The following is a 23,698-nucleotide window of genomic DNA, read 5'->3' on the forward strand; positions in this document are numbered from 1 at the left end:
GTACGAATTTTGTCATAGAAATTTAACATAATACTTCCCTATATTAGTCGGTTTTATTCCAGAATTCAAGCGTCTGGAGAATTATCAATATTTTAAAATAACATAGCGTTTTCAAGGGTTTTTCAGCCTTTTTTTCATGTATTTTCCTTTCTGTATATTTTATACAATGTAAAAAACATCTATGCGAAAACTTACACACAATTCAGTCGTTTTCAGAAGTATTATGCACTCAAATATGCTATCATTTATTTGAAAGTATCATCATTTGCAGGATTTTCGTGTACATATGAACAATATATGAAATCAATATCAAAATTCCATCTATAGGGGGAATGAAAGTGGCAGAAAATCAAAAAGTTTACGACATAACAATTATTGGTGGTGGGCCAACAGGACTATTCACAGCATTTTATGGTGGTATGAGACAAGCAAGTGTAAAAATTATTGAAAGCTTACCTCAGCTTGGAGGACAATTATCCGCGCTCTATCCTGAAAAATACATTTATGATGTAGCCGGATTCCCGAAAGTGCGCGCACAAGAATTAGTTGATAACTTAAAAGAGCAAATGAAGAAATTTGATCCAACCGTTTGTTTAGAAGAAGCTGTTGATACGCTTGAGAAACAAGCTGACGGTATATTTAAACTTGTTACGAATAAGCAAACTCACTATTCTAAATCAGTAATTATTACTGCTGGCAATGGTGCTTTCCAACCACGCCGCTTAGAATTAGAAGGAACAGCAAAGTATGAAAAGAAAAACTTACATTATTTCGTTGATGATATGAATAAATTTGCTGGTAAGCGCGTCGTAGTATTTGGCGGCGGCGATTCAGCTGTTGACTGGACAATGATGTTAGAGCCGATCGCTGACAAAGTTACAATTGTTCATCGTCGTGATAAATTCCGTGCGCATGAACATAGCGTAGAAAGCTTAATGAACTCTCGTGCAGAAGTAAGCACACCATACGTTCCAGTAGAACTCATTGGTGATGACAAAATTGAACAAGTCGTTCTTCAGCATGTAAAAACGGAAGAAAAAATTATCATCGATGTTGATGATGTAATCGTAAACTACGGCTTCGTTTCTTCTCTTGGCCCAATTAAAAACTGGGGCTTAGATATACAAAAAAACAGCATTCTCGTGAACTCGAAAATGGAAACAAATATTCCTGGTATTTACGCTGCTGGTGACATTTGTACATATGAAGGAAAAGTAAAACTCATTGCTTGCGGCTTCGGTGAAGCACCAACTGCCGTAAACAATGCGAAAGCTTACTTCGATCCAAACGCAAAACTTCAACCGATGCACAGCTCAAGTATGTTTTAATATAGAAATGAAAAGAACTCCCTTTATGCGAAGGAGTTCTTTTTTTATTACGCTATCGTCCCCTTCCAAAATATGTTACAATAAATAAGAACAAACGTTCTATTCAATAAGGGGGATATTTAAAAATGAAAGAACCTACTATCGTAAAAAAAGAAGCTTTCCAAGCAATCGGTGTTTCGGTTACGACGACAAATAAAATAGAGGCATCTACTGAAGGAAAAATTCCAGGGCTTTGGAACCAATACTTTCAAGAACAAATGATGCATCACATTCCAAATCAACAAACGAAAGAAACATTCGCTTTCTATTCAAATTACGAATCAGATGAAACGGGTACATATAAATACACAATTGGCATGCCTGTTTCTTCATTAGAAGACGTTCCTGCAAATATGACAACTTTAACAATACCTGCCGCTACGTATGCGGTATTTACAACGAGAAAGGGACCAATTGCTGAAGTCGTTTGCGAGGCTTGGGAATATATTTGGAAATGGTCAAAGGAAAACAAACGTGCTTTTACAACAGACTTTGAGCTTTATGATGAAAGAGCGTTAGATCCAACTAACGTACAATTAGATATTTATATTGCATTAGCCTAAACGACAAAAAAGAAGATACCAAATGGTATCTTCTTTTTTGTCGTTAAATAGCCACTGTGCAAATCCAACATAATTGTCTACAATGAGAAAGTGCAGTATAGAAATATTAGAAACTGTATAAAGTGAAACTATACTCACCAATCGGACGTTTACGGGCAGTTAGTCTCCCACCTAACTTCTTTGCTCGAGCCAAATTTTGAGGTGGGAGTTTTACTGCCCGTTAACGCGGGATAAAGTGATTGTTAACAAGTTTTTTAGTTTAAATTTGTCGCATAGAAAGGAAGCAATATGGAGGAACTACAACAAAATAAATCTGCTTTAGAAGGAAGCGGAAAACCGTTATTAAAAAATACGAATTTCCTTTTTCTTTGGGCAGCTACTCTTTTTTCAAGTTTCGCTTTAGCCTTTTTTACTTTTTCACAAACGTGGTACATAGCAAAAACATTAAACCTTGAGGCATCACTCGGTGTGGTTTTCGTAGCTCTTAGTGTTCCAAGGCTTATTTTTATGATTATCGGCGGCGCTGTAGCTGATAAATTCCCGAAAAAAAACATTATGTTTTATTCTAATATTGTTCGTGCTATTCTCGTCGCAACTATCCTTACATGGTTTATCGTAGGTGATGTAACACTATATACATTTGCTTTATTCGCTTTATTCTTTGGACTTGCTGATGCTTTTTTCTGGTCGGCTGATGGATCTATCTTGCCTGAACTTGTCGAAAAAAGCCGTTTAACACAAGCAAACTCACTTACACAAATGACGAACCAAGCATCGGTCATCTTAGGCCCTGTACTTGGCGGCATTCTTATTAAATTTACGAACTATGAAACGATTTTCTCGATTACAATTTTATTACTCATTGTCGCAGCCATACTCGTTCAAAAAATACAATTTACGATGCCAGAGCAGCAAAATACAGACAAAAGCATGTTCACTTCTATTAAAGAAGGAATTTTATATGTAAAGGAATCACCGTTTCTTTCAACTTTCCTTATTTGTAGCGCCTTTCTAAACTTATTTTTAATCGGTCCGATGCAAGTCGGTTTCCCGCTTTTCATTAAAAATGTTCTACACGGTGACTCGCTTCAATTCAGTTACTTAGAAGCATCTGTAGGAGGCGGAATGGCAATAGGCGCAGTCATTGTCGGTTTAAAAAATATTAATCGTAGACGCGGTCTATTTTGCATTATCATGATGCTACTGTCTGGTGTCTTCTTCTTATCCATCAACTTTAGCACTGTACTATGGCAAGCATTATTAGCTGGCATGTTTTACGGTATTACAATCGCAATGGCTATCGTTCCGCTTATGGCGATGATTCAATCGACAGTAAAAGAAGAAATGATGGGACGCGTAATGAGTTTGCTTATGCTATCATCAATGGGCTTTATCCCGCTCTCTTATGCATTCACATCAATCGCGCTTGCAATAGGAATTCCAATCGTAACCGTTATGAAAAGTGGTGCAATCGCCGTTATCGTCTTCGTACTATTTGTAGCGATTCGTGTTCCAGTTGTAAGAAAGTTTGATTAACTACTTGGAGTCATGCATTTACGCATGGCTCCTTTTTAAACGGATCAAATAACGGTATCCCCTTACTTCTTCTCACAGCTGCCCCCCATTCTAATCCAATCTCTAAAAATAAATCTCGCACTGTACTATATAAAAGAGCCTTAACATTTTTACGGATTTCTCCGTATTTATACGCTCTCACAACACTTTTTACGCGCCAAATGAAATTTCCATACACTTCTTCATCAGCTAATATTTGCTCCAGTAAAACACCTTGCTCTAATAATCCGCTCTTTTTATAAGCAAGCTCCACCTTACTCCAAAATATATTAATCTTCTTCGGATTACTCGTCATCGGCAGAAGTGCATATATAAAAGGCTTCGGTATATCATGACGGCAATACGTCTCATCAAGCTCGTACGTTCCTTTTCTATTCTCTTTTATTTGTGGAATGTTTTTAGAAAGAATTGTTTCCCCCTCATATTTTTGCCCCATTCCACTACAGCCAGCTGCATCATTCTCACTTTCACATGCGGACAATTTCATACGGTCATCCATGCGGTCAATTGCAGATATAAGAAATACATATAAGTTCGCACTATACCCGCCGCGTTTATGTCTTTCTTTCGTTGCAACACGCTTTATAATTCCTAATTCCTCTAACTTTGCAATGGAGCGGCGTACTGTACGAATACTTTTTCCAACATTCGTCGCAATCGTCTCCATTAACGGACAAGCAACCCCCACTGTTTTTTGTTTCTCATTTACTGCATACTTCCCTAAAAAATGAATGATGGTAGCATCTGTTTTATTCAATTGAAATCGGTAGCATTTCAAAATTTGTTTTTGATATGTATTAAACTCTTCTTTACTTCGAAATTCACTATATGGTTTCATTAAGTTATATAAGCTTCCCATTTTTATCACCTCATTTATAAGTAAGAGGGAGGAAGGGGATTTGGCGTGCTATTTAATATTTTTTTAATGGAGATGAAAATATGATCGTAATTAGCGCTTGTTTAGGTGGTATCGCTTGTCGGTATGATGGAAATGACAATCTCGTTTCAAAAATAGGGGATTTGCTGCAACAAGAAGAGACACTCCTCATTTGCCCCGAAGTATTAGGAGGATTGCCAACGCCTCGTCCCTCAGCTGAAATTATTGGCGGGAATGGCGATGACGTTTTGGATGGAAAAGCGAAAGTGATGACAAAAGACGGTGAAGATGTCACGGAAGCTTTTGTAAATGGTGCTTATAAAGCATTAGAACAAATGAAAGATTTGCGCCCAGAATATATTATTTTAAAAGAACGCAGTCCCTCTTGTGGTAGTTCCACAATTTATACAGGAGAATTTAACGGGAATAAACAAACTGGTTACGGGGTAACAACTGCTTTATTCAAAAGACATGGATTTACAGTCATTTCAGAAGATGATTTTGAAAATATAAAAAGGAATTGACCCTGTTCGTCAATAAAGGTTATTTACGTTCGTTTTAAAAATAGTAATAAACCCTTATATATCAACGGTTTGTGTAACGTTAAAAATCATGAATAAATTTTAAATTTTATTCATTCGTTACCAAAATGTGACCATAAAAACAAAAGAGCACAGCGTGTATATATGGTGTTGGACCACCGTATATACCGTCCACCTGAGCTGACCAGGTAAACACTTGCTATACTCTCATGAGTTATTTTACCTCATACAAGGGGTATTAAGCAACGTTTACCAATAAATCGGTGACGTTGCTTTTTTGTTTCCAAAAAGGAGACAAACCGTTATGAAAAAGTGTATTGATGTATTAGCTCAACCAGAGTCCTATCATAATTTATCAACATTTTCAAATGTACAGGAATTAAATCAAACGATTAGAGTATACAGAGATGTAATTAAAACGTCTATTAAACGTGCAGATGTACAATCTAAATTAATTGCATTACTTGAAATTTTAAAGCGTCATAGCTGCAAATACGTAGGTGTTAGTTTCCTATGTAAAAATAGAATAGCTGAGATAATGAGCGTATCATATAAAACTGTACAACGTTTAATGACGAAACTTGTGACTTTAAGAATAATTAAGCAAATAGCCATGAAGCGAAAAAAAGATATGCGCCAAACTTCTAATGCAATTATTATCCAACCAATTGTAAATGAAGTGTCCCACAAGCGCCCTACTGAAACGACTAAGAAGTGTCCTACCGTTAAAACAAATACTAAAATCTTAAAACAAAAGAGTAAAGATATAAATAAACGTAATGGTAATGACAATAATGCTGTACCTAAAGAAAACATTAAATGTGCTGAATTTGTAGCCCATTGGGTTCCGAAACGTTTCGTTTCCCTAACTTCAGCATTTTATTCAAAAGCTAAAACAATTCAAGAATTTTGGAAGGTCGTAAAACAATGCAATTGTGTAATAAATCATACAACAGGACAAACGGCGTTTGACAAAGAACAAGAACTACAAATTGGTGTACAAGCTATGAAAGAATTTGCGATGAAGGTAAAAGATGGAGTCAAAATGAAAAAGGGTAAGTTTGCGTATTTCAACGGTATCGTAAACAATTTGATGAACAAATATTATTTTGACCCTGAATTTGGTATGTGATGCTCTCTTTTACACTTCAGGTATCACATATACCTTTGCATATACACCTTGCTGCACAGCAAATTGTTCTAGCGTCTTTTGCCTAAATGGTGTGAGTGTAAAGAAATGAAGGATAGGGACTTTCCCGTTATATTTGTTTTTATAATACACCGTGAATTCACCATACTTATTCATTTTTTCACTGTTCACATTCATCATTTGTGTACGATCTATTTCGACTGCATTGAGAATCCCGTCACTATCACGGTACTTTACATCCGGAATAATGGTTCGCTTCTTGTCATCTACTTTATAACGTATAGGGGCTTCTATCTGCCAATCCTCAGGACAAAATAGATTCAGCCACGCTTCGTTTCTCATGAGGCTGTGTGCTAATCGAATGGTGGGCACAACCTTTTCTACATCATCGAATAGCGCACGTCCTTGTTTATTGAGGTAATATACATGCTCTTTTTTATAAACGGTACTATTCACATATGGACTTAAATCTTTTAAAATTCGATTTGCATTTCGAATTCCTCCCATATCGTGAATTGCCATTAAGTGTCTTCTTGTCGCAAATTTTAGCTTTCTAATCGAGGTCAAAATCATCATCTGACGATTCATTTTGATATGTGTCTGCATATGCATCCTTTTTCACCTCGTATTGTTTTAATACGCCCCACATCTGTTCATTTGAGATATAAGGGACTTGAATCTCTGTTAATCGATCAGTTTTAAAAAGCGCACGCCCTGGTATACTTTCAATCGATTCAAGACCAGTTTCATCGATGACAACTTGAGAAGCTGTTTGAGTTGGTAACCGAAAGCCTAATTTTGCATCACTGTTTTGTTTCACTTGACGTGGTAAAGTATCGCCAGTAGGATATTGTGTGCAAAAAATCAATCGAAATCCTAATGCTCCACCAATTCGCGCTATGTGAGAAAGCATCTGTTGACAAGCTCCTAATAACTTTTGTTGTTCCCTATTCATACTTTTATCAGGACAAAGTTCTGCCCCTTCATCTACGATAATAAAGTAGCGTTCTCTTATATTTGTTTCTACCACATTGGTATAATGGTGTTCTTTCATAAAAAGCATTTTTTCTTCCATCTTTTTTAGAATCGCGCTTAATACCTGAAAAGCTTCCAGTGGCTTTTCTGCAATAGAATCAACCTGCTTTATGTTTTGGTATGGTCCGAACTCTAATCCTCCTTTTAAATCAATAATAAACAAGTGCGTATTGTTTGCTTGTGCAGTAATAAGAGATGTCATCACATTCTTTAGGAATACAGTCTTTCCCATACGAGTTAAACCACCTAATGTCATATGTGGTGTTTTATCAAAATCATGATAAACCAATTGTTCTAAACTTTGCCCGATTGGCACAAGCCATTTTCCAGCTTGAATTAAATTTGTTGACCATTCCCATTTCTTCGGTATTTCTTGATCGAATACACGTATGTTCAATTTATAATTGTCGTACTGAATTCGAACAGGTTTATTTAACCCTTCACTTACAACATCTTCAACTTTTTGAATAATTTTACTCGGCATACCAACAGGCAACTCATACACATATGTTGTACTTCGATCATCATGAGTTCGCTTCTTAAATGTTGGATAATGAATCCTATCATCTTTTTTAATTGCAATTCCTGACACTTCAAAAAATACTTGTATCTTCTTTTTATCATCTATTTTACTTTTAAACCGATCACTTACGAATGCAATAGTTAAAGCTGTCGTCGGGACCAATAGTAATTCCAGCATAAACATTTCTCCTTTAGATATCCTATAAGGATATCATTGCACTTTGTTGGAAGAAGACAGAACAAGCATTTTCGCTTATGAATTCTACTGTCCCTCTCTTCCACATCATATTCCTTCATAGAAACATAACGAGAACATAACGTAGAAGATATAAGAACGAGCCCGTAAGCGTCGTATACAAGGTTATACGTGGAAGCCAATGTGGAACACTCTTCCCCATTTTTTCAGCTACACTCATCGCAATTACAGACAAACCTGTTGCCGTCCAAATAATGACTGCTTCTCCTGCAAGTGTCATAGCCATTCCTCCTCAACCAGTTCCTCTTTCTCACGAAATTTAATCCCTAATTTGGTAGCTACAATTTGATACCGCTCCATTAAATCTTGCCAATTCAATATATCTTCCTCTTCTCCATATAAATCTTCTTCAATAACTTGTGATAAGTTGAAATACCCTTTGTATTCTTTATTATCAAATACTTCATGGTTCCTCATGTGAGTAAGAATAGATTCCGTCTCTTTTCTGGATCTTGATTCGTTATACATGTGACGTAATTCTTTTGATGAATATAAATACGGCGTTACATTGAGATAACTATACTGAGAACGCATGCAACCCTCTCCTCTCTTAATATCTACGATGCCATTTAGAATTCCAAGTAGAAGTCTTCGTGGGCTTCTGAGTGGAAGTAATATAGGTATATGATGTAGAACTTTAAAACTTGTTTGTCCACAAATAAAAATATTAGAGGTTTTTAAAAATTGAAATAGAACATTGAAAAAGGAGGGATTTTATGAAGTGTAAATTAAAGATAATCTTGGCCGAACGAATGCTAAAACAGTCTGATCTTGCGAAACTGGTGGGTATTACAGACCAAACATTAAGCATGATAGCAAGAGGAAAAAGTGAACCTACGTTAAGAGTTGCGCTTCGTATTGCAAAAGCTTTGGATCTGACTGTGGAAGAAATTTGGATTGAAGAGGGGAGATAATATAATATATGCCTAGACCCAAAACCAACTTGAGGATTGTAAAAGAAGTATACGGTGAACGAAAAATAGAGGAAGTTTTTGAAGAACTTTACGAAAGAAAATACGGATTAAAAGTTAAGGTGAGCAGGAAAACATCTGAAAAATTAGCCACTGAAAAACACCAAGAGAAAAAATATAACCAGGAGTAATTACAATGTCAAAACAACCATCATTCAAAACATTAAATCGAATTATTGAAAAATATTATGATCCTAAAAATGGATTAATTGAAGTAGAGCAATTTATCATAGGTTTTGAAGCGGAATCACTTTTTGTATTAGATTACAAAGGCATTATGTATCAAAAAACATCTGCTCTAAAATATGATCAGGGTTATGAAATCTTATTACTTCCTTATACAGAACTACATTCAAATTCTAAACAAGATTTACTGCAACTATTAAAGCGTAAAATAATTGTTTATTTCACGTATACAGATCATGATCAACAACAAGAAGACTTTATGCCCGATATAGGAAATCGAATTTTTTCATTTATGAGCCATATGTTAAAAGGTGCACAGCAAAATAAAAGAGCGATTCCAGTACGTTTTATTTTAATGGATATTGAAGCAATTGGTTTTATTCCTAAACTTTCTAAATTTATGGCTGGGTGTCGAGGCTTTAATGTAGGCACTTGTTTGTTTGTAGATGACAGATTGACACTGTCATATGGATATAATAAAGAACAGGTAGACAAAATGTACAATAACAGTGTAGTTACATCAAAATAAAATACTATGAATATGTATTAATTCAATACAACTTAAAATAGGAGGTTGAACACGTGAGTTATGATACCGTCGCATCGCTACAACGCATGCAACAATTACACCAAGCGCAAGCTGCTTCTGGAAAACGCATAGTGTTAAAAAGAGTTTATGAATCAGATAAAATTTCTGCGCTCATTATCGTTCTTTGTATTTTAGCTATCCCAGCAACAATGTGTATATCCCTTTTAGTTGGATTAGTGATTTATTACATTAGAGAATTTAAGCGTACAACATATTTAATTAAAAACGTTGCTACTGGAGAGAAGTTCAGAGTCGATAAACAAGACTTTAAACAATATAAGAGGAATTTTATGAAGAAAGAAAAACAAGTTAGAAGAATTTCTGATTTATAAAACTATTCTTTTGTAAAAATATATTTAACATATACATTTATCGGTCAATAATAAGTTCTATCCTTCACTAATATTGGATATACTATTTATACATCTAGAGAATCACCACATGAGGCACCTTCAGCTGGGGAAGGTGCCTTTTTATTTTGATGGAACATTACGTACTTTAGAAGCATATATTAAATTGCTCCTGGCATGATGCCTTTCTATATACAGAAAAAGCATTCCGGCCTCACCACCCTGGATTGCTTTTTCTCATATTTCAGCATGTTGCTACATACAATGCAATTAACACGTTCCCTTTTTATATAGCATCCTATGTAATCAGAGCACTCCACAAGAGTACTCTGATTTTTATTGTTCATATTTATTCCTTTCGTTACATATGATTACTATCGACAAACCAAATGAGAGATATATCTTTATAATGTTAAAAAAGAGCGTCCCTCACTCGCCAGAGGAATGCTCTTTTTCCGTTCATTTCACATATACATAGGCCTTATTCGTAGTCTCAGAGTATGAACAATCTCAAAAATGGTGTTATCCTAACCCTCAAACCTCACATACTCCCCAGAAACCCATTGATTTCCACCAACGTTGTACCAGCCATATTGAATGCCCCAAGATTGATAGCGTTCCCCTCGGTACACATTCTTTACAATACCATAATTCGTTCCTGGTCCTGTACGAACACGTAAGACATCCGCAGTAATTGTAACAACACCTATACCATTGTTAGATGGTTTTGTAGAACCTGTATTCCCACCACCGATATATGCGTTTTGCACCCTTTCTATAAAAGAATTCCAACGTCCTTCTGCTAACATACGATGCGGGCAATACTTTCCACTCCACGATTGGTGTGTGCGAACTTTACTTATCGGAATGTTGTATTGTTTCATGAGCTGCGCTACAACAATAGCTGCATTATTTTCTGCTTTATAATACCTATCCCCACCGCTTAAAGAATAACAGATCTCCACGCTAATCGACTTTCTGTTGCCTGAACCATTCCCATCTCCACAAGCCCATGCATTCCGTTCTAAAGGTAAACCTTGCACCGCTTCTTTATCGTCTACCGCAATATGGAATGACACTTCATTATTATTTCGTATCATATAGGCAATTTCATTCTCAGCTGGTGCATCATTATACGTATTGTGAACTGTGATAAATTCTGGATTCATCGTATAAGGACATTTTGTACCATATTTACTTGGGTCAACTAATTTTTTTCTAATTTCCATTATTGAACATCTCCTTTTTTCTCTCCTTGTTTTTGTTTGCCACCTAAAATTTCAACTGCATTTGTTAATGCTGAAGGTAAGGGGATTCCCATACGACCAGCGTTTTCTAAAAGTGAAAGTAACTCATTGCCCATGAAGAAGAAAATAGTCGCTTCACGAATTGCGCTGTTACTTCCCAGTGCTGCATCTAATTGTGCTGCTGCCCCAACTAAAAGAAAAAGCACCACCTTTTTGGCGATGCCTTTGAAACCAACTTTACTTTTTAATTCTCCGTTATATCCTGCTGCAATCATGCCAGTTAAATAATCAATAACTGCCATCGTTACTAAGATTTTCAATGTTGCATCCCATCCTCCCAAGAAGTAACCACAAAACCCACCGAAAGTGGCAATAAAAACTTTTACTAATACATCGATACGATCCACATTCTTTCCTCCTTCTTCAAGATAAAAAAAGAGAGACACTTGTCCCTCTTTCACAAATACTTATATATGAACAATCTAAATCCCACCTTTGAATATCAAACCTAAAACTGCCATGACTATTGCACTGATAACAATTCGTAAAATCCATGTGGTATTTAGACTGATTTTTTCTAATTGCTGATTGATGGTAGAAATATCTTTTTCGTTTATCGTTGTACGAGTTTCTAAATTACGAATATCTCGCATGATTTCTTTTTGCTCTGCTTTTAGGCTGTCGATTTTTACATATACGTCTTCCATGCATTCACATCCCTTTTGAAATCTTAATAAAACAATCTCTATATACTATGAGACAAACCTTTTTTGAGTGAATGCATAAAAATTTTTATACAAAAGCCCTATTTTATACAAAATAAAAAAGCCTGCTTATGCACGCTTAATCTGTAATATTTAAATTAAAAAGCTCATTGCAATATGAAAAGTACTTCCACTTTGAACACCATTCACGAAAATCCCACCATCTTTTTTTACTGTAACTTCACAAAAGTTTGTATTCACTCCTCCAGTTATCATAATAGCTGGAACCGCAATGTCTTGAACGGGTCTACATCCAACTGGAAGTGTAGCAAATACTGTTGCGTTTTGCGCATTTCGAATAGAACCAATTACATTAACGTGTTCTCCACTTCTTTTATACTTCAAAATTCTATCAGGAACATTCTCTACACCAGTTGTAGGAAGGTTAATCCATCCTGTATCATACGCTTGTCTGATTGTGCCATCAGTTCGAAATTCTACTCGTTTGGACCAATCCCAAGAATCACCTTGTTCTTTTGTAGAAGGAGCAAAAATCAGTTCTCCCTGCGCCCCTTTGTGAATTACTGTCTTATAAGAGCGACTACCTAATACAATTGAATTATCGCTCTTAAATTCCAGTAATCCATTTATGATGTCGCCAGCTTTTTTTAGAAGATTATCAGCAAAAACATTGAATGCCCCAGTAGGCGATTTTTCAAACAATACTTTATTATTTTTCCAGTCTTTTAAATATAATTGACCATCCGAGACTCCTACAAGACCGATATCTAATACCTTATCCTCACTATTGAATCCAACTCCGATATTGGAACCGATTGTCGGTCTCATCGTTAGATAACCTGTCATCATCCCGCCTGAACGCTTTACGACGTCCATTTTATCAACCGCTTGCTGCAAAGCATCTATCTGTTTCTTGAGATTATCAAAATCAGAAATATAATTTTCAATTTTAATATTTCCTTCTTTCACATCACGTCTTAATGTAATACGAATATCTGGTGTACTCATTCGTTCTGTACTTTTTTCCATCACAAAATAAGCTGTCCAATCATCCGATGTGGAAACAGCTTGAGATGTAAACGTATAGGAAAACACACCATTTTTTGAATCAACTATTTGAGCATCATCTCGAATGAATACTCCTGTATGATTTGTCGCTTCATATTTAACCGCATATCCTGTTAAATCCACATTCTGCCCTTTTTCTCTTACGTACACAGTGAGCCTCAATCCATTCTTGTCATTCTGCCGAGAACGAATTGTTTTTGTGAACACAGGATCTGCTAAGTCTATAATAATTTCCTCGTTTCGCATGACTACACCTCTCTCTAACTATTCCTTTTCACGCGTCTAGGCGGTCTTCTTTGGCGCTTTACTTTGTTCCTATGTTTTATATTCCCTTTAGACTTTATCGGCTCTAATTCTTCAAATTTAACCTCTGTTTTGATTACATGCTCTTGAAATGCGCTTGTCAATTGTGAAAGCATCCCATATAACCCCACACCATTTTCCTCTGATTCTTTTGGAATAACTAAACCATAATGTGTAGGAATTGCCTCTGTAGTAATTGTCGGCTCTCCTTCTTTACGATTCATACGCATCTCATAAAGTTTTGGAATATCTGTTTTCAAATTGTACTGTTTAATTTCCCATTCCATTACCTTTTCAAGTAAGCTGGATGTAATAGGACGGATATTGGTTTTATATGTTTCTTTTGAAGAAACTTTGAAGTCTGAAGCAATTACTCCTTGATAATATGTCCCAAGAGCGGTTTTCACTTGGATATACCCATTGTCCCAATTCGAATTGCGTATTATTGCATTTGGGAGCATGATATCTGTATCCCCTCCAGATGCAACCCCGATACTTGCAATCCAATTGTCATTACGATAAAAGCGGAATTGATCTTTAACCTTAAACCTCATCTCACTTTGGGCATCTAGGACAATCATTTTATCAGCATCGAGCATTGCATTCCCTGTTTGTGAAAAGTATAAAGAAGCTGCATTCAAGTACCCATTACCATCGAGTCCCTTTGTGATTCCAATTCCACCAGACTTAACACTTACATCTGAGAATTGATACAACATGATGGCGCCGTTTGCACCTGTTTGATCTGAGTCACCACCTAGAATAAAAGTGGGCTGTATTTCACCTCTACTATTTTTGTAATACCCAATAAAGGCTCTTACTTTCAAGGATTCATAGAGACGAATAAATTGTTTAGATATATTTACAAAATTAGCCGAATTAGATGTTTTCAAAGTTGAACCTGTTATTTCTCCGCCTTGCACCAGATTCCCACTTAACGTACCTGCAGTAATAAAATCAGCAACAATTCTTCCATCACTTGTAATAGCAGTTCCATATGGTCCATTCACACCTGTGGAAGAATACCCTAATCCATTCAAGTTCCATTGCCAAACCTTTTTAGCACTCTTTTCATCTTTCGTATCCATAATTAAAATACGATCTGGATAAACGCGGACATGTCCTCCGAATCCTGAATTAATAAGGCTTGTAGCATTTGCTTTTGCCGCATCTAAAATAGAGCCGGGCATATTGGATAACTCTTCTTGTACCAGGTCAACCCTACCGGAAACGTCCGTAAAGGATTCTTTGAAGTTACCAATGGTTATATCCAGATATTCTTTTTTTATTGGATCATATTTATAAGCAATTACCTTCGCCTTTATATCAACACCATCTTCTTGATGCTCAACCGTAACCGTATCTGCCATATAAACACTTTGTAAATGCTTATAATCCTTATACTCTTCTGTTTGTGATAACTCCTGAAACTTAACGTTATAATTTGCTTTAGGCTGATCAACCTTTTGAATAGCAAACATATCCTTGGCTGCCTGGCGTAATAACCTATATGCTTCTTCTAACGGAACTGCATCTTCATCGTCAGCATTTTCACCAATAGCTGCCTTAATATGTTTAAATTCAACCACTTTGATTTTAGGATGAGGATACTTATTTATAAGTGGGCTATCCACATACTTTTCAGGAAGAAATAACCCATCAAAACCTTGTGGCATGATTCTAGTTATGGGACGTTTCCAATCCACATTACCTTCATATCCTAATAAATCTTTCTTATGACGAATAACTACCCCGCGATCCATACCACGATTTTGTAGCATCTTCACGTCAAAATTATCTCGTTTTAATTCGCCACCCCAACGATTAACAAATGAATTGTCTTGACTAGAATCCAATAATGCTTCCACAGGATTTTTACGGACAATACGTGCACTGGCTATCTTTGGTACATCCGAATAAAACTGAAAAGGATGCTTATATTGGCATCCTGCTGACATACGATTCATTGCTCCATTACCATTTGTTGCTTCAGCGAAAATGTCTTCAATTAGATTTTCAGTTAAGTCATAAAAAATGTGATAACATTGTGCTGTAATCTCACCCATACTGACTTTAGGCGCTGCCACTCGAAATAGTTGTTCACCATCCGGAGTTGGAACTTTAATGATACTCATTCCCTCTATTTCCAGACCATGCGGTGCAAACAATGGGTAACTAAATGAAAATAAAAATAAACCATTGAGTTCTTCCTCAACAGTTGCGTTATAAATATTTTTATCTAAAGCCCCTATACCATTGTGTGTAAAATCAGTCTCATTTGGTTTATATAAAGTAATCATTTATATCTCCACCTAGGTCGAATTTCCATAAATTGAATTGATCCTGACCACTCTATTTTATTTTCTCCCACGCCCAATATAGGGAACTGCCCAACCATTTTATTATTCATTGATATGGTATCGGTATATGCTTCAAGTACTTCTGAATCTATGACAACAGAACCATTCACATCTTTTATTTGAAAAGAGACGTCATTGATTGTTATACGGAAAGTACCGTTTCCCACAATCCAAAACTTAGGATCAGATTCAATTGTACCTGGATTATAAATTACATCAGGTTTGGTGAGCTTTAGATTTACATCCTCTGTATATTCAAAGGGATCTAGTGTGAAATCCACCTCAAATTCACCATGCTCCTCAATTTCAGTTGTGATGTCTCCCATTTCAACATGCTTAATCTTCCGATGTACATCGTCATCTGTGAAAAAAAGTGTTTTCCCTTGTAATAACCAAGGTTTTGCACGTCTTATGAAAGGTTTAATATTTTCCCTTTCCAACATATTAAATTTCACCTTAAAAGGGACATTTTCATATGCCCCTTTCTTTGTAAGTGAACCATGTCGTCCTGGTATTTCTATATGTTCTACCTTTTGTTTTGCGGTTGGAATCACTGGACGACCTACTAAACCTAATCCGTAACTGCTTGCTAATTCATTATCGATTCCTATATCCAACAATTAAGTCGTCCTCCCTATTCCTATTTTTGAATTACGTCCTTTTTGAGCCAGTGCATCATCTATTTTTCCGACCATGCGGTCGATATCACGATCATCCCTCACTGAAGGATTATAAATATTAATTACAGTTGGTTCATTAGACATCGTTGCTGCAATCCCTTCACCAATCGCGCCTAATGTTTTTTTATTCAACGGTAAAACCGCTTCATTTCCAGCTTCTCCTGCACCTTGTAACTGACCATTACTCATACCGAAAATTGTAGGTCTAGTAAAAATACCGCCTTTTGCACGCCATTGTACACCAATGCCAGATGGATACGTAATGTCTTTCCCTAAAATGTTTTTCGTGCTAGTTTCTAAACTAAAATGCGGCATTTTAGGCATTTCCGGTTTCGGAATCTTTAATTTCAAATCACTGAAAAATCCTTTGATTTTATCAATGAATCCCTTCACTTTATCCACTGCATCTTTTATCGGGTCAATGATAAACCTCTTTGCTGCATCAAACTTTTCTTGAGCTGCATTTTTTACTGAATCAAATTTTTCCCGTGCTGTGTTGTACATATCATTGAATTTCTCTTTTGCAGAATTATAAGCTGAAATAACAGGATCAATGATATATTTATAAACTAAATTCCATGCCGTAAGTGTGTAAGATTGAATTTTAGCCCAATTACCTAGTATCCAATTCGCTAAATCATTCAATTTCTCTTTCGTTGCATTCCACAATTCCTGAACAGGCTGAATGACATATTGTTTTATTAGATTCCACGCTGAAAGTGTATAAGATTTCGCTGTTTCCCACTGTGAACTTAACCAAGAAATCAAATCACTGAATTTTTCTTTTGTTGTACTCCAAGCTTCTTGGACTGGCTGAACGATATATTGCTTAAATAATCCCCACGCAACTTGCGCCACAGCTTTTGCAATTTCCCATTGTGTACCTAACCAAGCAACCAATTCACCAATTTGTTTACTTACCCAATCATACGCTTCTTGAATTGGTTGAATAACATATTGAGATATGGCTGTCCAAGCAATTTGTGCTCCAGCTTGTATTAATAACCATCCAGCCTCAAGAACTGTAGAAATCAAAGAAATAATTGGATCTAAAACCGTAACAATGGTATTCCAAGTTTCTTGCCAAGCTGTCTTTAATTGATCCCAAATAGAAGTTGCCGTTTCAACAATACCCGTCCACAATCCACTGAAAAATCCACCTAAAGGAGACAATATACTATCTGCTAATTCAATGAATGAAGACCACGATTCTGAAAAATAATCAGTAATTCCTGTCCAAATTTCCGATGCTGTATCAGAAATACCTGTCCATAGATCAGTGAAAAATTGACCTATAGGTTCAAAGAACTCATTTACCATATTTAAAAAATCTGACCAGGCTCCAGAAAAGTAATCAACTGTGGCAGACCAACCATCACTACATGCCTGAACTATACCTGCCCACAATTCGCCAAACCACTCTTTAAATTGAGACCATTTTTCAGAAAGCCAGTCAGTTATGGCACCCCAGTTTTTTATTAACATGATAATACCAGTTATCACCAAGGAAACTGCTGCAATGGTAGCTATCACAGGTAAAAACGCCAAATTCAACGCACCAAATGAAACAGCGAGAGCTGCTACAATTGGAGTTAGAATAATAAACGCTGTACTTAATGCACCCATCACGATTAAAAGTGTTTGATCAGCTTCAGACAACTTACTAAACCAATCCATTACAGCTTTAACTCCATCAACAATTGGAGGTAAAATATCTTTAGCTAATTCTGCAAATTTCTTTCCAAGTGGCTCTAACGCAGCCTGCGTTTCTCTTAATGCTTTTTGAAATTGCTGTCCCAAAGATTCTTCCTGAAGTTTCTTCATTTCATCCATACGTCCAGTTACATCACCAAGACCACCATGTACATTATTTAGACTAAGTACAGCTTCAGCACCCATGTCTTCCCATTTCACGCCAAATAAAGCAACACCAATCTGGTTTGCCTTTACTTTGTCATCCATCTTTTGAAGATCGCCTAACACAGCATTGAATACATCGGCTGCGGTTCCCTTACCTTCATTGAATGCTTTCCATACTTTTTGTGTCTCTTCAGATAAATCACCAAACCCTTCTGATACACCTTTCGAACCATCTTGTACACGGATACCAAATTCCTTCACCAGGTCATTGATATAGTCTAAGTTATACGAACCGCTTTTTGTTCCATTTGCTAAAATCGTAAACATTTCTTGAGCACTAAAGCCACCTTGTTTAAATAAAGGCGCATATTCAGAGAGGTTATCAAATAACTCATCTGAATAATTTAGACCTTCTTGAGCACCAGCAGCAAGTAAATCAAATGTTTCTTGTGTAGATAAACCAAATTGACTCATCAACTGCCCTGCACCACGAGTCGCTTCGTTTAAATCAACATCGTAAACTTTAGCTAATGTTAAAACGTTTTCCGATGCACCTTGTAATTCTTCATGTGGAACATCGCGCATATTTTGATAGACCTTTATAAGCGCATTATCTACCTCTTCAAGATTTTCACCAAAACCTTTTTTCCAAGTATCAACAGCAATCTTTTGAAGATTTTCGGCACCTTTACCAGTCAATCCTAATGACGCCTGAATTTTCCTCTGCGATCCATCAAACTCTATTGCTGTATTTACAATTGACTTTCCCATTTCAATTAACTTTTCGGATATTCCTTGTAGGACTTCAGCTGCTTCCATTAAATTGTTCATATCAAGTTTCTTATTGATTTCCGCCATACCATCCGCAGCTTGTGAACCACTTCGCCCAACACCCTGTAAAGAATTTTCGAATTGCTTTAATGTCGTTTTTGCTTGGTTTAATTTAGCCTCAAGTTGCTGCACTTCAGTAGAATTCTCACCATACACACGCTTTGCGGCACTTAATTGTTGTTCTAAGTTGTGGACGACCCTATCAGTCATTTCCATTTGCTGACGTAGTTGTTTCTGCGCTAATTCCAACTTATCCGCTTCACTAGCATTTTGACCTAATTCAGCATTTTGAAGTTTGAATGAGCTTGTCAAACGTTTCTGTTCAGCTTCAAGTTTCTTAGAATTCTCTTGTAAATCCAGTAAAGTTCCACGTGCTTCCCTAGCCTCAATTGCTTGCTCGGAAAGACCTTCATTCACTCTTTTCATTGCGTTATCAAGAGAAGTCTCAGCACGTTCTGCATCTAGCAATTTACCGTACATCTTATTGAGTTGTTCAGCGGTTGTACTTGTGTCCTTGGACATGGCTTGATATTCAGAACGCAACATAGCTGTACGTTTCTTGGCTGCTTCCATTTGAATTTCAAGCTTCTTCTTTTCAGCAAGAAGTTTATCAGTCATCGTCGCATCTTGGCCCATTGCTGCAATATGATTTTTATATTCTTTCGCTGCATTATTCATAACCATATTGATTTGTTTCAATGTATTCGCATACTGGACTTGTCCATCCATTTTAAAATTAAGAACGACGTTTCTTTCTTTACTATTCCCTGGCATTTTCTCACCTCATTTCTTATAAGAATGGTGTTTGATCTAGCGTGTAGATTTGTTTTGGTTTCTGCTCATGTAATGCATCCGGATTGTTGTATCTGAGATGCATAATGAATTGTTTTAAAAAATGTGCAGGTGTTATTTTCCAGAAGTCATTCATACTTAAACCAAGCAACGTATTACCAACATAAAAATAAAAATCCCAGTCCAATTCGGACTGAGATTCCTCGTTTTTAGTCAGTATGTTTTTTACTTTTTTTCTTGCTTCAGCTTCTCCATATCAGAAGTTTGGAAAGTTTGGCCACTAAAAATTTCGTATACAACGATGAAGATATCAGGTAAATCATTCATAGGAATGGCACCTTTCAATTCAGCTAATGTACATTCTGTACCGCCGCTACGTACCATCGCATAAATTAATGCACGCATCAATTTCGCTTCATTTTCCCCCAGGCTAAATTGACCTTTTCCTAACATATCATTCATTTCTTTTTCAAATTCATGATAGGGTGTTCCATACGCCTCTTCCACATAAGGAAAAGATTCAAAAGTAAAAACAACAGGGATTGAAACACCCTGTATCTTAATGCTATTTCTAGTTATATTAACGTTAACTAAATCACTTAAACGTGCCATACTATCACTCCTTATTTCCCTGGCGTCGATGTTCCACCAAGTTGTGTTAATTGAGATTCATCACAAATGACTTGTTTTAAGAAATCTTCAGCTTTAATTCCTTTTGCCTCTGGATCACCAGTATCTAATTCAGCTTGTGTTACATCATTAAATAACAATGGATCTGCTGTAATTGTGTAAGCAATGTCATCCACAGTCATTTCATCACCTTGCGTTTTCCAAGATTCTTCTACTGGAGCAACCGTACATTTTGGATACCAACGTAATATTTTTGTTCCATCATTTAAAGGGAATACAACCCCTACTGCGAACTTTGGATAAGCCTTCGCCTTCGCTGTTTCAAAAGACACGCCTTTTTTTCGTGTTTTAGCAAAGATTTTATCTTTTACTTCACGATTTAGACCAGCAAGATTAAAAGCTAATCCAAACGCTGTATTTTTGACAATGTTAATAATTTTTTTGTTAGATGCCCACTTTGTAAAATTAGTAGAAGTAGTGGAAATCGTTAGATCAGAAATATTCGTTTGTCTATAAACGATATCCTCATAAGTTGGTAGTGCACTAGAAGTTTCATTTCCCTTCATCAAGCAAAGATATAAATCTTCGATCCCTACGGAATATTGAATTTCTTTATTTTCAATTGTCATGTATATCATCCTCACATTCTATCAATTATTTTTTGTGCCATAATATCAGCAATTTTATCCCCTTCTGCATCGAAGGTATTCTGAACAAAGTGTTTTCCTTTCACACGCCCCTTACCTTTTGCTTTTTTATGGCCATGTTCAACTAAGTACCAATACCAAGCTTCATCTTTAAACTCCACAGATACACGATCACCTTTCACAACAACCTTTAGGCTATCCCTTAAATGTGTCCGCTTGTTTTTATTGGATGCTTTGATTTTTGGTTTTAATTTACTAGCAAAATACTTGGCTGCTTCATCTAACACATCCAAACTTACTTTTTTATTCACCCGTAATAGCGTATTAATATCTTCTAAAGCTTCAGCAAAGCCATTGTTATTTGAAGCCATTACTGGATACACCTCACATACGTGATAAACTGCGTGATAGTGTCGTCATTCTCGTCATAACCCATTCCATCAAACTGAGAATAAGACACGCCTACTTCATTAAAAACAGCCTTTAATGGCTCATAATCTTTTTCAGTTCCATTTGTGATAACTGCAATTTGATAAAGTGGCATATCTTTTAGGACCTTATTAGAAGCCCTCTTATGTTGCTCATTCACAAATTCATACACAATATAAGGGTAATCTATCCCTGTAGGAGCACTATCACGAGAAACTGGAATACCAGATTTCTTCATAAGGCTTCGCAACTGTTCAAAATTAATTTGCATACGATAGTGACACCTCCATCAATCGGTCTTCTTCTTTTACATAAATGCGCTCAATGCTATAAATACGACCACCAACTTTTACACGATAATTCTTTTGATTGTTTTCAATGTCACGATCAATACGAACTTCAATTTTCTTTACAATTTCATTCATATCTTTTGTTGTGTATTTATCAGTGGCCGTAACTCCAATGTTGTTATATCGAATTTTCCGTTCTAATGGATACCCCATCACAACACGGTCTGTTACTGGATCAATCGTCTCTCCTAATTTGAGTAAATCACCCATCCATTTAAGTTTATTCGTCTTCCTCTTCGGCATCATAAACCTCCTGGACAAAGAATGGTGTCAAAGCATCCAAAGCTTGTTCTAATTCTTTTTCAGCTACACGATATTCATAAAAAATACCTGCACACATAATGACCAGGTATTCCACTTCTCTTCCACATGCTTTTTTTACATATCGTTGACCTTGCTTAATATAAAAAGAGAGCATAGAATCATCCATACCCTCTTCCCAATGAATATGAGATTTTAATTTCTCAATTAAATCATCCATATTAAGCCCCAGTAGAAGCTTTTAAAACATACTTATAAACTGGAACTTCAAATGGAGAATGAATTAATTGAGCATCTAGTAAGTTCCAGATACGGAAGCCTACACGGTTTGTACGTGAGAATAACTCAACTAACTTTTGTACTTCTAGTGATCCAATAACATCTTGAATATAAAACTTAGAGAAATCACCGAAATAGAATACTGGTGTATCTGGTGAATCAGGGATATCAATTGCATCTTCTTCCTCAACAGGGAAGCCTAATAATGTATAACCAATGCCGCCCTCTGCTTGATTAAATGGACGAAGTAATGGGAAACCATCATCCGTTTTCATTGTTTCAATTTTTGTTAGTGCTGCTGTATTTAACACCCATCTTGCTTTTTTACGAATTTCTTTAACCGGTGTATTTTTCATTTTTACTAATGCATCATAGAGATTTTTTTCATCCGTTTTAAATTCAACGGCTTTCTTTGCCAATGCACCATCATTGATGTTATTAGCTTCATCGCCATTAACCATATATTGAGTTTCTTTACGAACATAAGCCTTTTTCAGCTCATCCATAACAATTTGTTCAATCGGTAAACCTGTACGTGCTAATAATTTTTTCGTCACTGTAGCCAGTGCATCAAATTCCGTTGGTGATAATTCAATTTCATCGAACTCGATATCCGTTTCTGGAATTTCATTATTTGTTCGCTCATTTTTATGACCTTGTGCTTCTGCCTTTTTAACTAAAACTGGATACTTAATATTTTCTTTTGTTTTTACTCCTGTTCCTAATCGACGTAAGAAGTTTTCTTCTTGAGCATACGTAATAATTTCTTTACTTAAGAAATCTGGAATCGTAACAGAACCATTACCAGTAACTAAACCTAATGCACGAGCTTCTGTTTCATCAATGTTACCTACAATGTAGTTTGCAAAAGCTGAACGAGTTTCCTTTTCTTTGTTTTTAGTAGATTTATGACCTTTAGTGGAAAGAGCTGCTGCGATAGATGCTGAAATAGCTGAACGTTGTTCTTCTGACAGTTCCGTTTTTTCATTCGGATTTTCTTTTGCTGCTGGGTCTTCTTTTTTATCTGGATCTTCATCTTTCTTTTTGTCCGGATCTTCTCCTTTTTCTTCCGCTTCTAATTTTGCTAACTCATCAGTGATAGTTTGTACTTCCTTTGTTAATTCTTCTACTTCAGCTTTAATTACTGCTAATTCTTCTGAACGAACTTCATTTTTTTCTACTTTCCCTTGTAATTCTGCTAATCGAGATTTCGTTCTTGTTAAAGATGCGTTTAAGATTTCTTTTAAATTCAT

At 36.1% G+C, this 23,698-nt stretch carries 29 protein-coding genes; 9 read left to right on the forward strand and 20 right to left on the reverse strand.

The window, feature by feature from the left end:
- Positions 1 to 338: 338 nt before the first annotated feature.
- The 3 genes from PSR14_RS26450 (at position 339) to PSR14_RS26460 (ending at position 3,466) form a co-directional block, all read left to right on the forward strand.
- Complete coding sequence (locus PSR14_RS26450; protein ID WP_000829779.1) at positions 339 to 1,328, forward strand: NAD(P)/FAD-dependent oxidoreductase; 990 nt, start codon at positions 339 to 341, stop codon at positions 1,326 to 1,328.
- A 125-nt stretch (positions 1,329 to 1,453) separates the two neighbouring features.
- On the forward strand, positions 1,454 to 1,930 hold the full coding sequence (locus PSR14_RS26455) for a GyrI-like domain-containing protein (protein ID WP_000662718.1): 477 nt from the start codon (positions 1,454 to 1,456) through the stop codon (positions 1,928 to 1,930).
- A 288-nt stretch (positions 1,931 to 2,218) separates the two neighbouring features.
- Entirely contained in the window at positions 2,219 to 3,466 is a 1,248-nt protein-coding gene (locus PSR14_RS26460; RefSeq protein ID WP_000391922.1) for an MFS transporter, read from the forward strand.
- Positions 3,467 to 3,476: 10 nt separating this feature from the next.
- Here PSR14_RS26460 and PSR14_RS26465 read toward each other — a convergent pair whose 3' ends face one another.
- Complete coding sequence (locus tag PSR14_RS26465; protein WP_000535242.1) at positions 3,477 to 4,364, reverse strand: helix-turn-helix domain-containing protein; 888 nt, start codon at positions 4,362 to 4,364, stop codon at positions 3,477 to 3,479.
- An 80-nt stretch (positions 4,365 to 4,444) separates the two neighbouring features.
- On the opposite strand from PSR14_RS26465, the gene PSR14_RS26470 reads away from it, so the two are divergent.
- Positions 4,445 to 4,906 carry a DUF523 domain-containing protein gene (locus PSR14_RS26470; protein WP_000635515.1) on the forward strand — a complete coding sequence of 154 codons (462 nt, stop codon included), beginning with the start codon at positions 4,445 to 4,447 and terminating at the stop codon, positions 4,904 to 4,906.
- A 322-nt stretch (positions 4,907 to 5,228) separates the two neighbouring features.
- A complete protein-coding gene (locus tag PSR14_RS26475; RefSeq protein WP_098487674.1) occupies positions 5,229 to 6,056 on the forward strand; it encodes a cytosolic protein in 828 nt (275 codons plus the stop codon).
- Positions 6,057 to 6,065: 9 nt separating this feature from the next.
- Here PSR14_RS26475 and PSR14_RS26480 read toward each other — a convergent pair whose 3' ends face one another.
- The 4 genes from PSR14_RS26480 to PSR14_RS26495 all read right to left on the reverse strand — a co-directional run bounded on the left by PSR14_RS26480 (position 6,066) and on the right by PSR14_RS26495 (position 8,421).
- On the reverse strand, positions 6,066 to 6,686 hold the full coding sequence (locus PSR14_RS26480) for a replication-relaxation family protein (protein ID WP_000551103.1): 621 nt from the start codon (positions 6,684 to 6,686) through the stop codon (positions 6,066 to 6,068).
- Positions 6,628 to 7,809, reverse strand: a complete 1,182-nt coding sequence (locus tag PSR14_RS26485; RefSeq protein WP_406644088.1) for an FtsK/SpoIIIE domain-containing protein — start codon at positions 7,807 to 7,809, stop codon at positions 6,628 to 6,630. The genes PSR14_RS26480 and PSR14_RS26485 overlap by 59 nt, the downstream gene beginning before the upstream one ends.
- Before the next feature lie 115 nt (positions 7,810 to 7,924).
- Entirely contained in the window at positions 7,925 to 8,107 is a 183-nt protein-coding gene (locus tag PSR14_RS26490; RefSeq protein WP_000170777.1) for a hypothetical protein, read from the reverse strand.
- Entirely contained in the window at positions 8,104 to 8,421 is a 318-nt protein-coding gene (locus tag PSR14_RS26495) for a hypothetical protein (RefSeq protein ID WP_113732675.1), read from the reverse strand. Before PSR14_RS26495 ends, PSR14_RS26490 begins: the two co-directional genes overlap by 4 nt.
- Before the next feature lie 182 nt (positions 8,422 to 8,603).
- Between PSR14_RS26495 and PSR14_RS26500 the strand changes: the two genes are divergently transcribed.
- The 4 genes from PSR14_RS26500 to PSR14_RS26515 are packed head-to-tail and all read left to right on the forward strand — an operon-like array spanning position 8,604 to position 9,965.
- A complete protein-coding gene (locus PSR14_RS26500; RefSeq protein WP_000649833.1) occupies positions 8,604 to 8,801 on the forward strand; it encodes a helix-turn-helix transcriptional regulator in 198 nt (65 codons plus the stop codon).
- Between the two features lie 8 nt (positions 8,802 to 8,809).
- Positions 8,810 to 8,989 (forward strand): hypothetical protein, encoded by a 180-nt coding sequence (locus PSR14_RS26505; RefSeq protein WP_001137905.1) that lies wholly within the window; start codon positions 8,810 to 8,812, stop codon positions 8,987 to 8,989.
- Positions 8,990 to 8,994: 5 nt separating this feature from the next.
- The gene (locus PSR14_RS26510; protein ID WP_000043398.1) at positions 8,995 to 9,573 is read left to right on the forward strand and encodes a type IV secretory system conjugative DNA transfer family protein; all 579 of its coding nucleotides are present in this window, start codon (positions 8,995 to 8,997) and stop codon (positions 9,571 to 9,573) included.
- A gap of 53 nt (positions 9,574 to 9,626) precedes the next feature.
- Positions 9,627 to 9,965 (forward strand): hypothetical protein, encoded by a 339-nt coding sequence (locus PSR14_RS26515; RefSeq protein ID WP_098487732.1) that lies wholly within the window; start codon positions 9,627 to 9,629, stop codon positions 9,963 to 9,965.
- Between the two features lie 545 nt (positions 9,966 to 10,510).
- Here PSR14_RS26515 and PSR14_RS26520 read toward each other — a convergent pair.
- From PSR14_RS26520 to PSR14_RS26590, 15 genes are all read right to left on the reverse strand, one after another.
- Positions 10,511 to 11,212 carry an N-acetylmuramoyl-L-alanine amidase gene (locus PSR14_RS26520; RefSeq protein ID WP_000405778.1) on the reverse strand — a complete coding sequence of 234 codons (702 nt, stop codon included), beginning with the start codon at positions 11,210 to 11,212 and terminating at the stop codon, positions 10,511 to 10,513.
- Positions 11,212 to 11,637: a holin family protein gene (locus PSR14_RS26525; protein WP_000373913.1), complete on the reverse strand. Its 426-nt coding sequence runs from the start codon at positions 11,635 to 11,637 to the stop codon at positions 11,212 to 11,214. Before PSR14_RS26525 ends, PSR14_RS26520 begins: the two co-directional genes overlap by 1 nt.
- Before the next feature lie 75 nt (positions 11,638 to 11,712).
- The gene (locus PSR14_RS26530) at positions 11,713 to 11,937 is read right to left on the reverse strand and encodes a hemolysin XhlA family protein (RefSeq protein ID WP_000390482.1); all 225 of its coding nucleotides are present in this window, start codon (positions 11,935 to 11,937) and stop codon (positions 11,713 to 11,715) included.
- 150 nt (positions 11,938 to 12,087) lie between these two features.
- On the reverse strand, positions 12,088 to 13,269 hold the full coding sequence (locus PSR14_RS26535) for a BppU family phage baseplate upper protein (protein WP_098487731.1): 1,182 nt from the start codon (positions 13,267 to 13,269) through the stop codon (positions 12,088 to 12,090).
- Positions 13,270 to 13,283: 14 nt separating this feature from the next.
- Positions 13,284 to 15,626 (reverse strand): phage tail spike protein, encoded by a 2,343-nt coding sequence (locus PSR14_RS26540; protein WP_098487730.1) that lies wholly within the window; start codon positions 15,624 to 15,626, stop codon positions 13,284 to 13,286.
- Complete coding sequence (locus PSR14_RS26545) at positions 15,623 to 16,306, reverse strand: phage tail domain-containing protein (protein WP_098487729.1); 684 nt, start codon at positions 16,304 to 16,306, stop codon at positions 15,623 to 15,625. Before PSR14_RS26545 ends, PSR14_RS26540 begins: the two co-directional genes overlap by 4 nt.
- The gene (locus tag PSR14_RS26550; RefSeq protein ID WP_098487728.1) at positions 16,307 to 19,831 is read right to left on the reverse strand and encodes a phage tail tape measure protein; all 3,525 of its coding nucleotides are present in this window, start codon (positions 19,829 to 19,831) and stop codon (positions 16,307 to 16,309) included. It lies immediately after the preceding gene.
- 16 nt (positions 19,832 to 19,847) lie between these two features.
- A complete protein-coding gene (locus PSR14_RS26555) occupies positions 19,848 to 20,036 on the reverse strand; it encodes a hypothetical protein (RefSeq protein ID WP_076872605.1) in 189 nt (62 codons plus the stop codon).
- A gap of 38 nt (positions 20,037 to 20,074) precedes the next feature.
- On the reverse strand, positions 20,075 to 20,461 hold the full coding sequence (locus PSR14_RS26560; protein WP_061884610.1) for a hypothetical protein: 387 nt from the start codon (positions 20,459 to 20,461) through the stop codon (positions 20,075 to 20,077).
- Positions 20,462 to 20,472: 11 nt separating this feature from the next.
- Entirely contained in the window at positions 20,473 to 21,108 is a 636-nt protein-coding gene (locus PSR14_RS26565; RefSeq protein ID WP_006929816.1) for a major tail protein, read from the reverse strand.
- Positions 21,109 to 21,119: 11 nt separating this feature from the next.
- Entirely contained in the window at positions 21,120 to 21,497 is a 378-nt protein-coding gene (locus PSR14_RS26570) for an HK97-gp10 family putative phage morphogenesis protein (RefSeq protein WP_098487727.1), read from the reverse strand.
- The gene (locus PSR14_RS26575) at positions 21,497 to 21,826 is read right to left on the reverse strand and encodes a hypothetical protein (protein WP_063536464.1); all 330 of its coding nucleotides are present in this window, start codon (positions 21,824 to 21,826) and stop codon (positions 21,497 to 21,499) included. The genes PSR14_RS26570 and PSR14_RS26575 overlap by 1 nt, the downstream gene beginning before the upstream one ends.
- Positions 21,816 to 22,148, reverse strand: coding sequence for a hypothetical protein (locus tag PSR14_RS26580; RefSeq protein WP_113732678.1), 333 nt, complete (start codon positions 22,146 to 22,148; stop codon positions 21,816 to 21,818). Before PSR14_RS26580 ends, PSR14_RS26575 begins: the two co-directional genes overlap by 11 nt.
- Complete coding sequence (locus PSR14_RS26585) at positions 22,126 to 22,386, reverse strand: head-tail connector protein (RefSeq protein ID WP_000342229.1); 261 nt, start codon at positions 22,384 to 22,386, stop codon at positions 22,126 to 22,128. The genes PSR14_RS26580 and PSR14_RS26585 overlap by 23 nt, the downstream gene beginning before the upstream one ends.
- Before the next feature lies 1 nt (position 22,387).
- Positions 22,388 to 23,698, reverse strand: a complete 1,311-nt coding sequence (locus tag PSR14_RS26590) for a phage major capsid protein (protein ID WP_098487725.1) — start codon at positions 23,696 to 23,698, stop codon at positions 22,388 to 22,390.

Origin of the sequence: Bacillus sp. A01H (genome assembly GCF_045277205.1) — a bacterium.
Lineage (GTDB): Bacteria > Bacillota > Bacilli > Bacillales > Bacillaceae_G > Bacillus_A > Bacillus_A paranthracis.

What these genes read in the sequence shown, in the direction of transcription:
- PSR14_RS26455 (WP_000662718.1), top strand. Translation starts at nt 1,454, where the DNA reads ATGAAAGAACCTACTATCGTAAAAAAAGAAGCTTTCCAAGCAATCGGT.
- PSR14_RS26460 (WP_000391922.1), top strand. Translation starts at nt 2,219, where the DNA reads ATGGAGGAACTACAACAAAATAAATCTGCTTTAGAAGGAAGCGGAAAA.
- PSR14_RS26465 (WP_000535242.1), bottom strand. Translation starts at nt 4,364, where the DNA reads ATGGGAAGCTTATATAACTTAATGAAACCATATAGTGAATTTCGAAGT.
- PSR14_RS26470 (WP_000635515.1), top strand. Translation starts at nt 4,445, where the DNA reads ATGATCGTAATTAGCGCTTGTTTAGGTGGTATCGCTTGTCGGTATGAT.
- PSR14_RS26475 (WP_098487674.1), top strand. Translation starts at nt 5,229, where the DNA reads ATGAAAAAGTGTATTGATGTATTAGCTCAACCAGAGTCCTATCATAAT.
- PSR14_RS26480 (WP_000551103.1), bottom strand. Translation starts at nt 6,686, where the DNA reads ATGCATATGCAGACACATATCAAAATGAATCGTCAGATGATGATTTTG.
- PSR14_RS26485 (WP_406644088.1), bottom strand. Translation starts at nt 7,809, where the DNA reads ATGCTGGAATTACTATTGGTCCCGACGACAGCTTTAACTATTGCATTC.
- PSR14_RS26490 (WP_000170777.1), bottom strand. Translation starts at nt 8,107, where the DNA reads ATGACACTTGCAGGAGAAGCAGTCATTATTTGGACGGCAACAGGTTTG.
- PSR14_RS26495 (WP_113732675.1), bottom strand. Translation starts at nt 8,421, where the DNA reads ATGCGTTCTCAGTATAGTTATCTCAATGTAACGCCGTATTTATATTCA.
- PSR14_RS26500 (WP_000649833.1), top strand. Translation starts at nt 8,604, where the DNA reads ATGAAGTGTAAATTAAAGATAATCTTGGCCGAACGAATGCTAAAACAG.
- PSR14_RS26505 (WP_001137905.1), top strand. Translation starts at nt 8,810, where the DNA reads ATGCCTAGACCCAAAACCAACTTGAGGATTGTAAAAGAAGTATACGGT.
- PSR14_RS26510 (WP_000043398.1), top strand. Translation starts at nt 8,995, where the DNA reads ATGTCAAAACAACCATCATTCAAAACATTAAATCGAATTATTGAAAAA.
- PSR14_RS26520 (WP_000405778.1), bottom strand. Translation starts at nt 11,212, where the DNA reads ATGGAAATTAGAAAAAAATTAGTTGACCCAAGTAAATATGGTACAAAA.
- PSR14_RS26530 (WP_000390482.1), bottom strand. Translation starts at nt 11,937, where the DNA reads ATGGAAGACGTATATGTAAAAATCGACAGCCTAAAAGCAGAGCAAAAA.
- PSR14_RS26535 (WP_098487731.1), bottom strand. Translation starts at nt 13,269, where the DNA reads ATGCGAAACGAGGAAATTATTATAGACTTAGCAGATCCTGTGTTCACA.
- PSR14_RS26540 (WP_098487730.1), bottom strand. Translation starts at nt 15,626, where the DNA reads ATGATTACTTTATATAAACCAAATGAGACTGATTTTACACACAATGGT.
- PSR14_RS26550 (WP_098487728.1), bottom strand. Translation starts at nt 19,831, where the DNA reads ATGCCAGGGAATAGTAAAGAAAGAAACGTCGTTCTTAATTTTAAAATG.
- PSR14_RS26560 (WP_061884610.1), bottom strand. Translation starts at nt 20,461, where the DNA reads ATGGCACGTTTAAGTGATTTAGTTAACGTTAATATAACTAGAAATAGC.
- PSR14_RS26565 (WP_006929816.1), bottom strand. Translation starts at nt 21,108, where the DNA reads ATGACAATTGAAAATAAAGAAATTCAATATTCCGTAGGGATCGAAGAT.
- PSR14_RS26570 (WP_098487727.1), bottom strand. Translation starts at nt 21,497, where the DNA reads ATGGCTTCAAATAACAATGGCTTTGCTGAAGCTTTAGAAGATATTAAT.
- PSR14_RS26575 (WP_063536464.1), bottom strand. Translation starts at nt 21,826, where the DNA reads ATGCAAATTAATTTTGAACAGTTGCGAAGCCTTATGAAGAAATCTGGT.
- PSR14_RS26580 (WP_113732678.1), bottom strand. Translation starts at nt 22,148, where the DNA reads ATGCCGAAGAGGAAGACGAATAAACTTAAATGGATGGGTGATTTACTC.
- PSR14_RS26585 (WP_000342229.1), bottom strand. Translation starts at nt 22,386, where the DNA reads ATGGATGATTTAATTGAGAAATTAAAATCTCATATTCATTGGGAAGAG.
- PSR14_RS26590 (WP_098487725.1), bottom strand. Translation starts at nt 23,698, where the DNA reads ATGAATTTAAAAGAAATCTTAAACGCATCTTTAACAAGAACGAAATCT.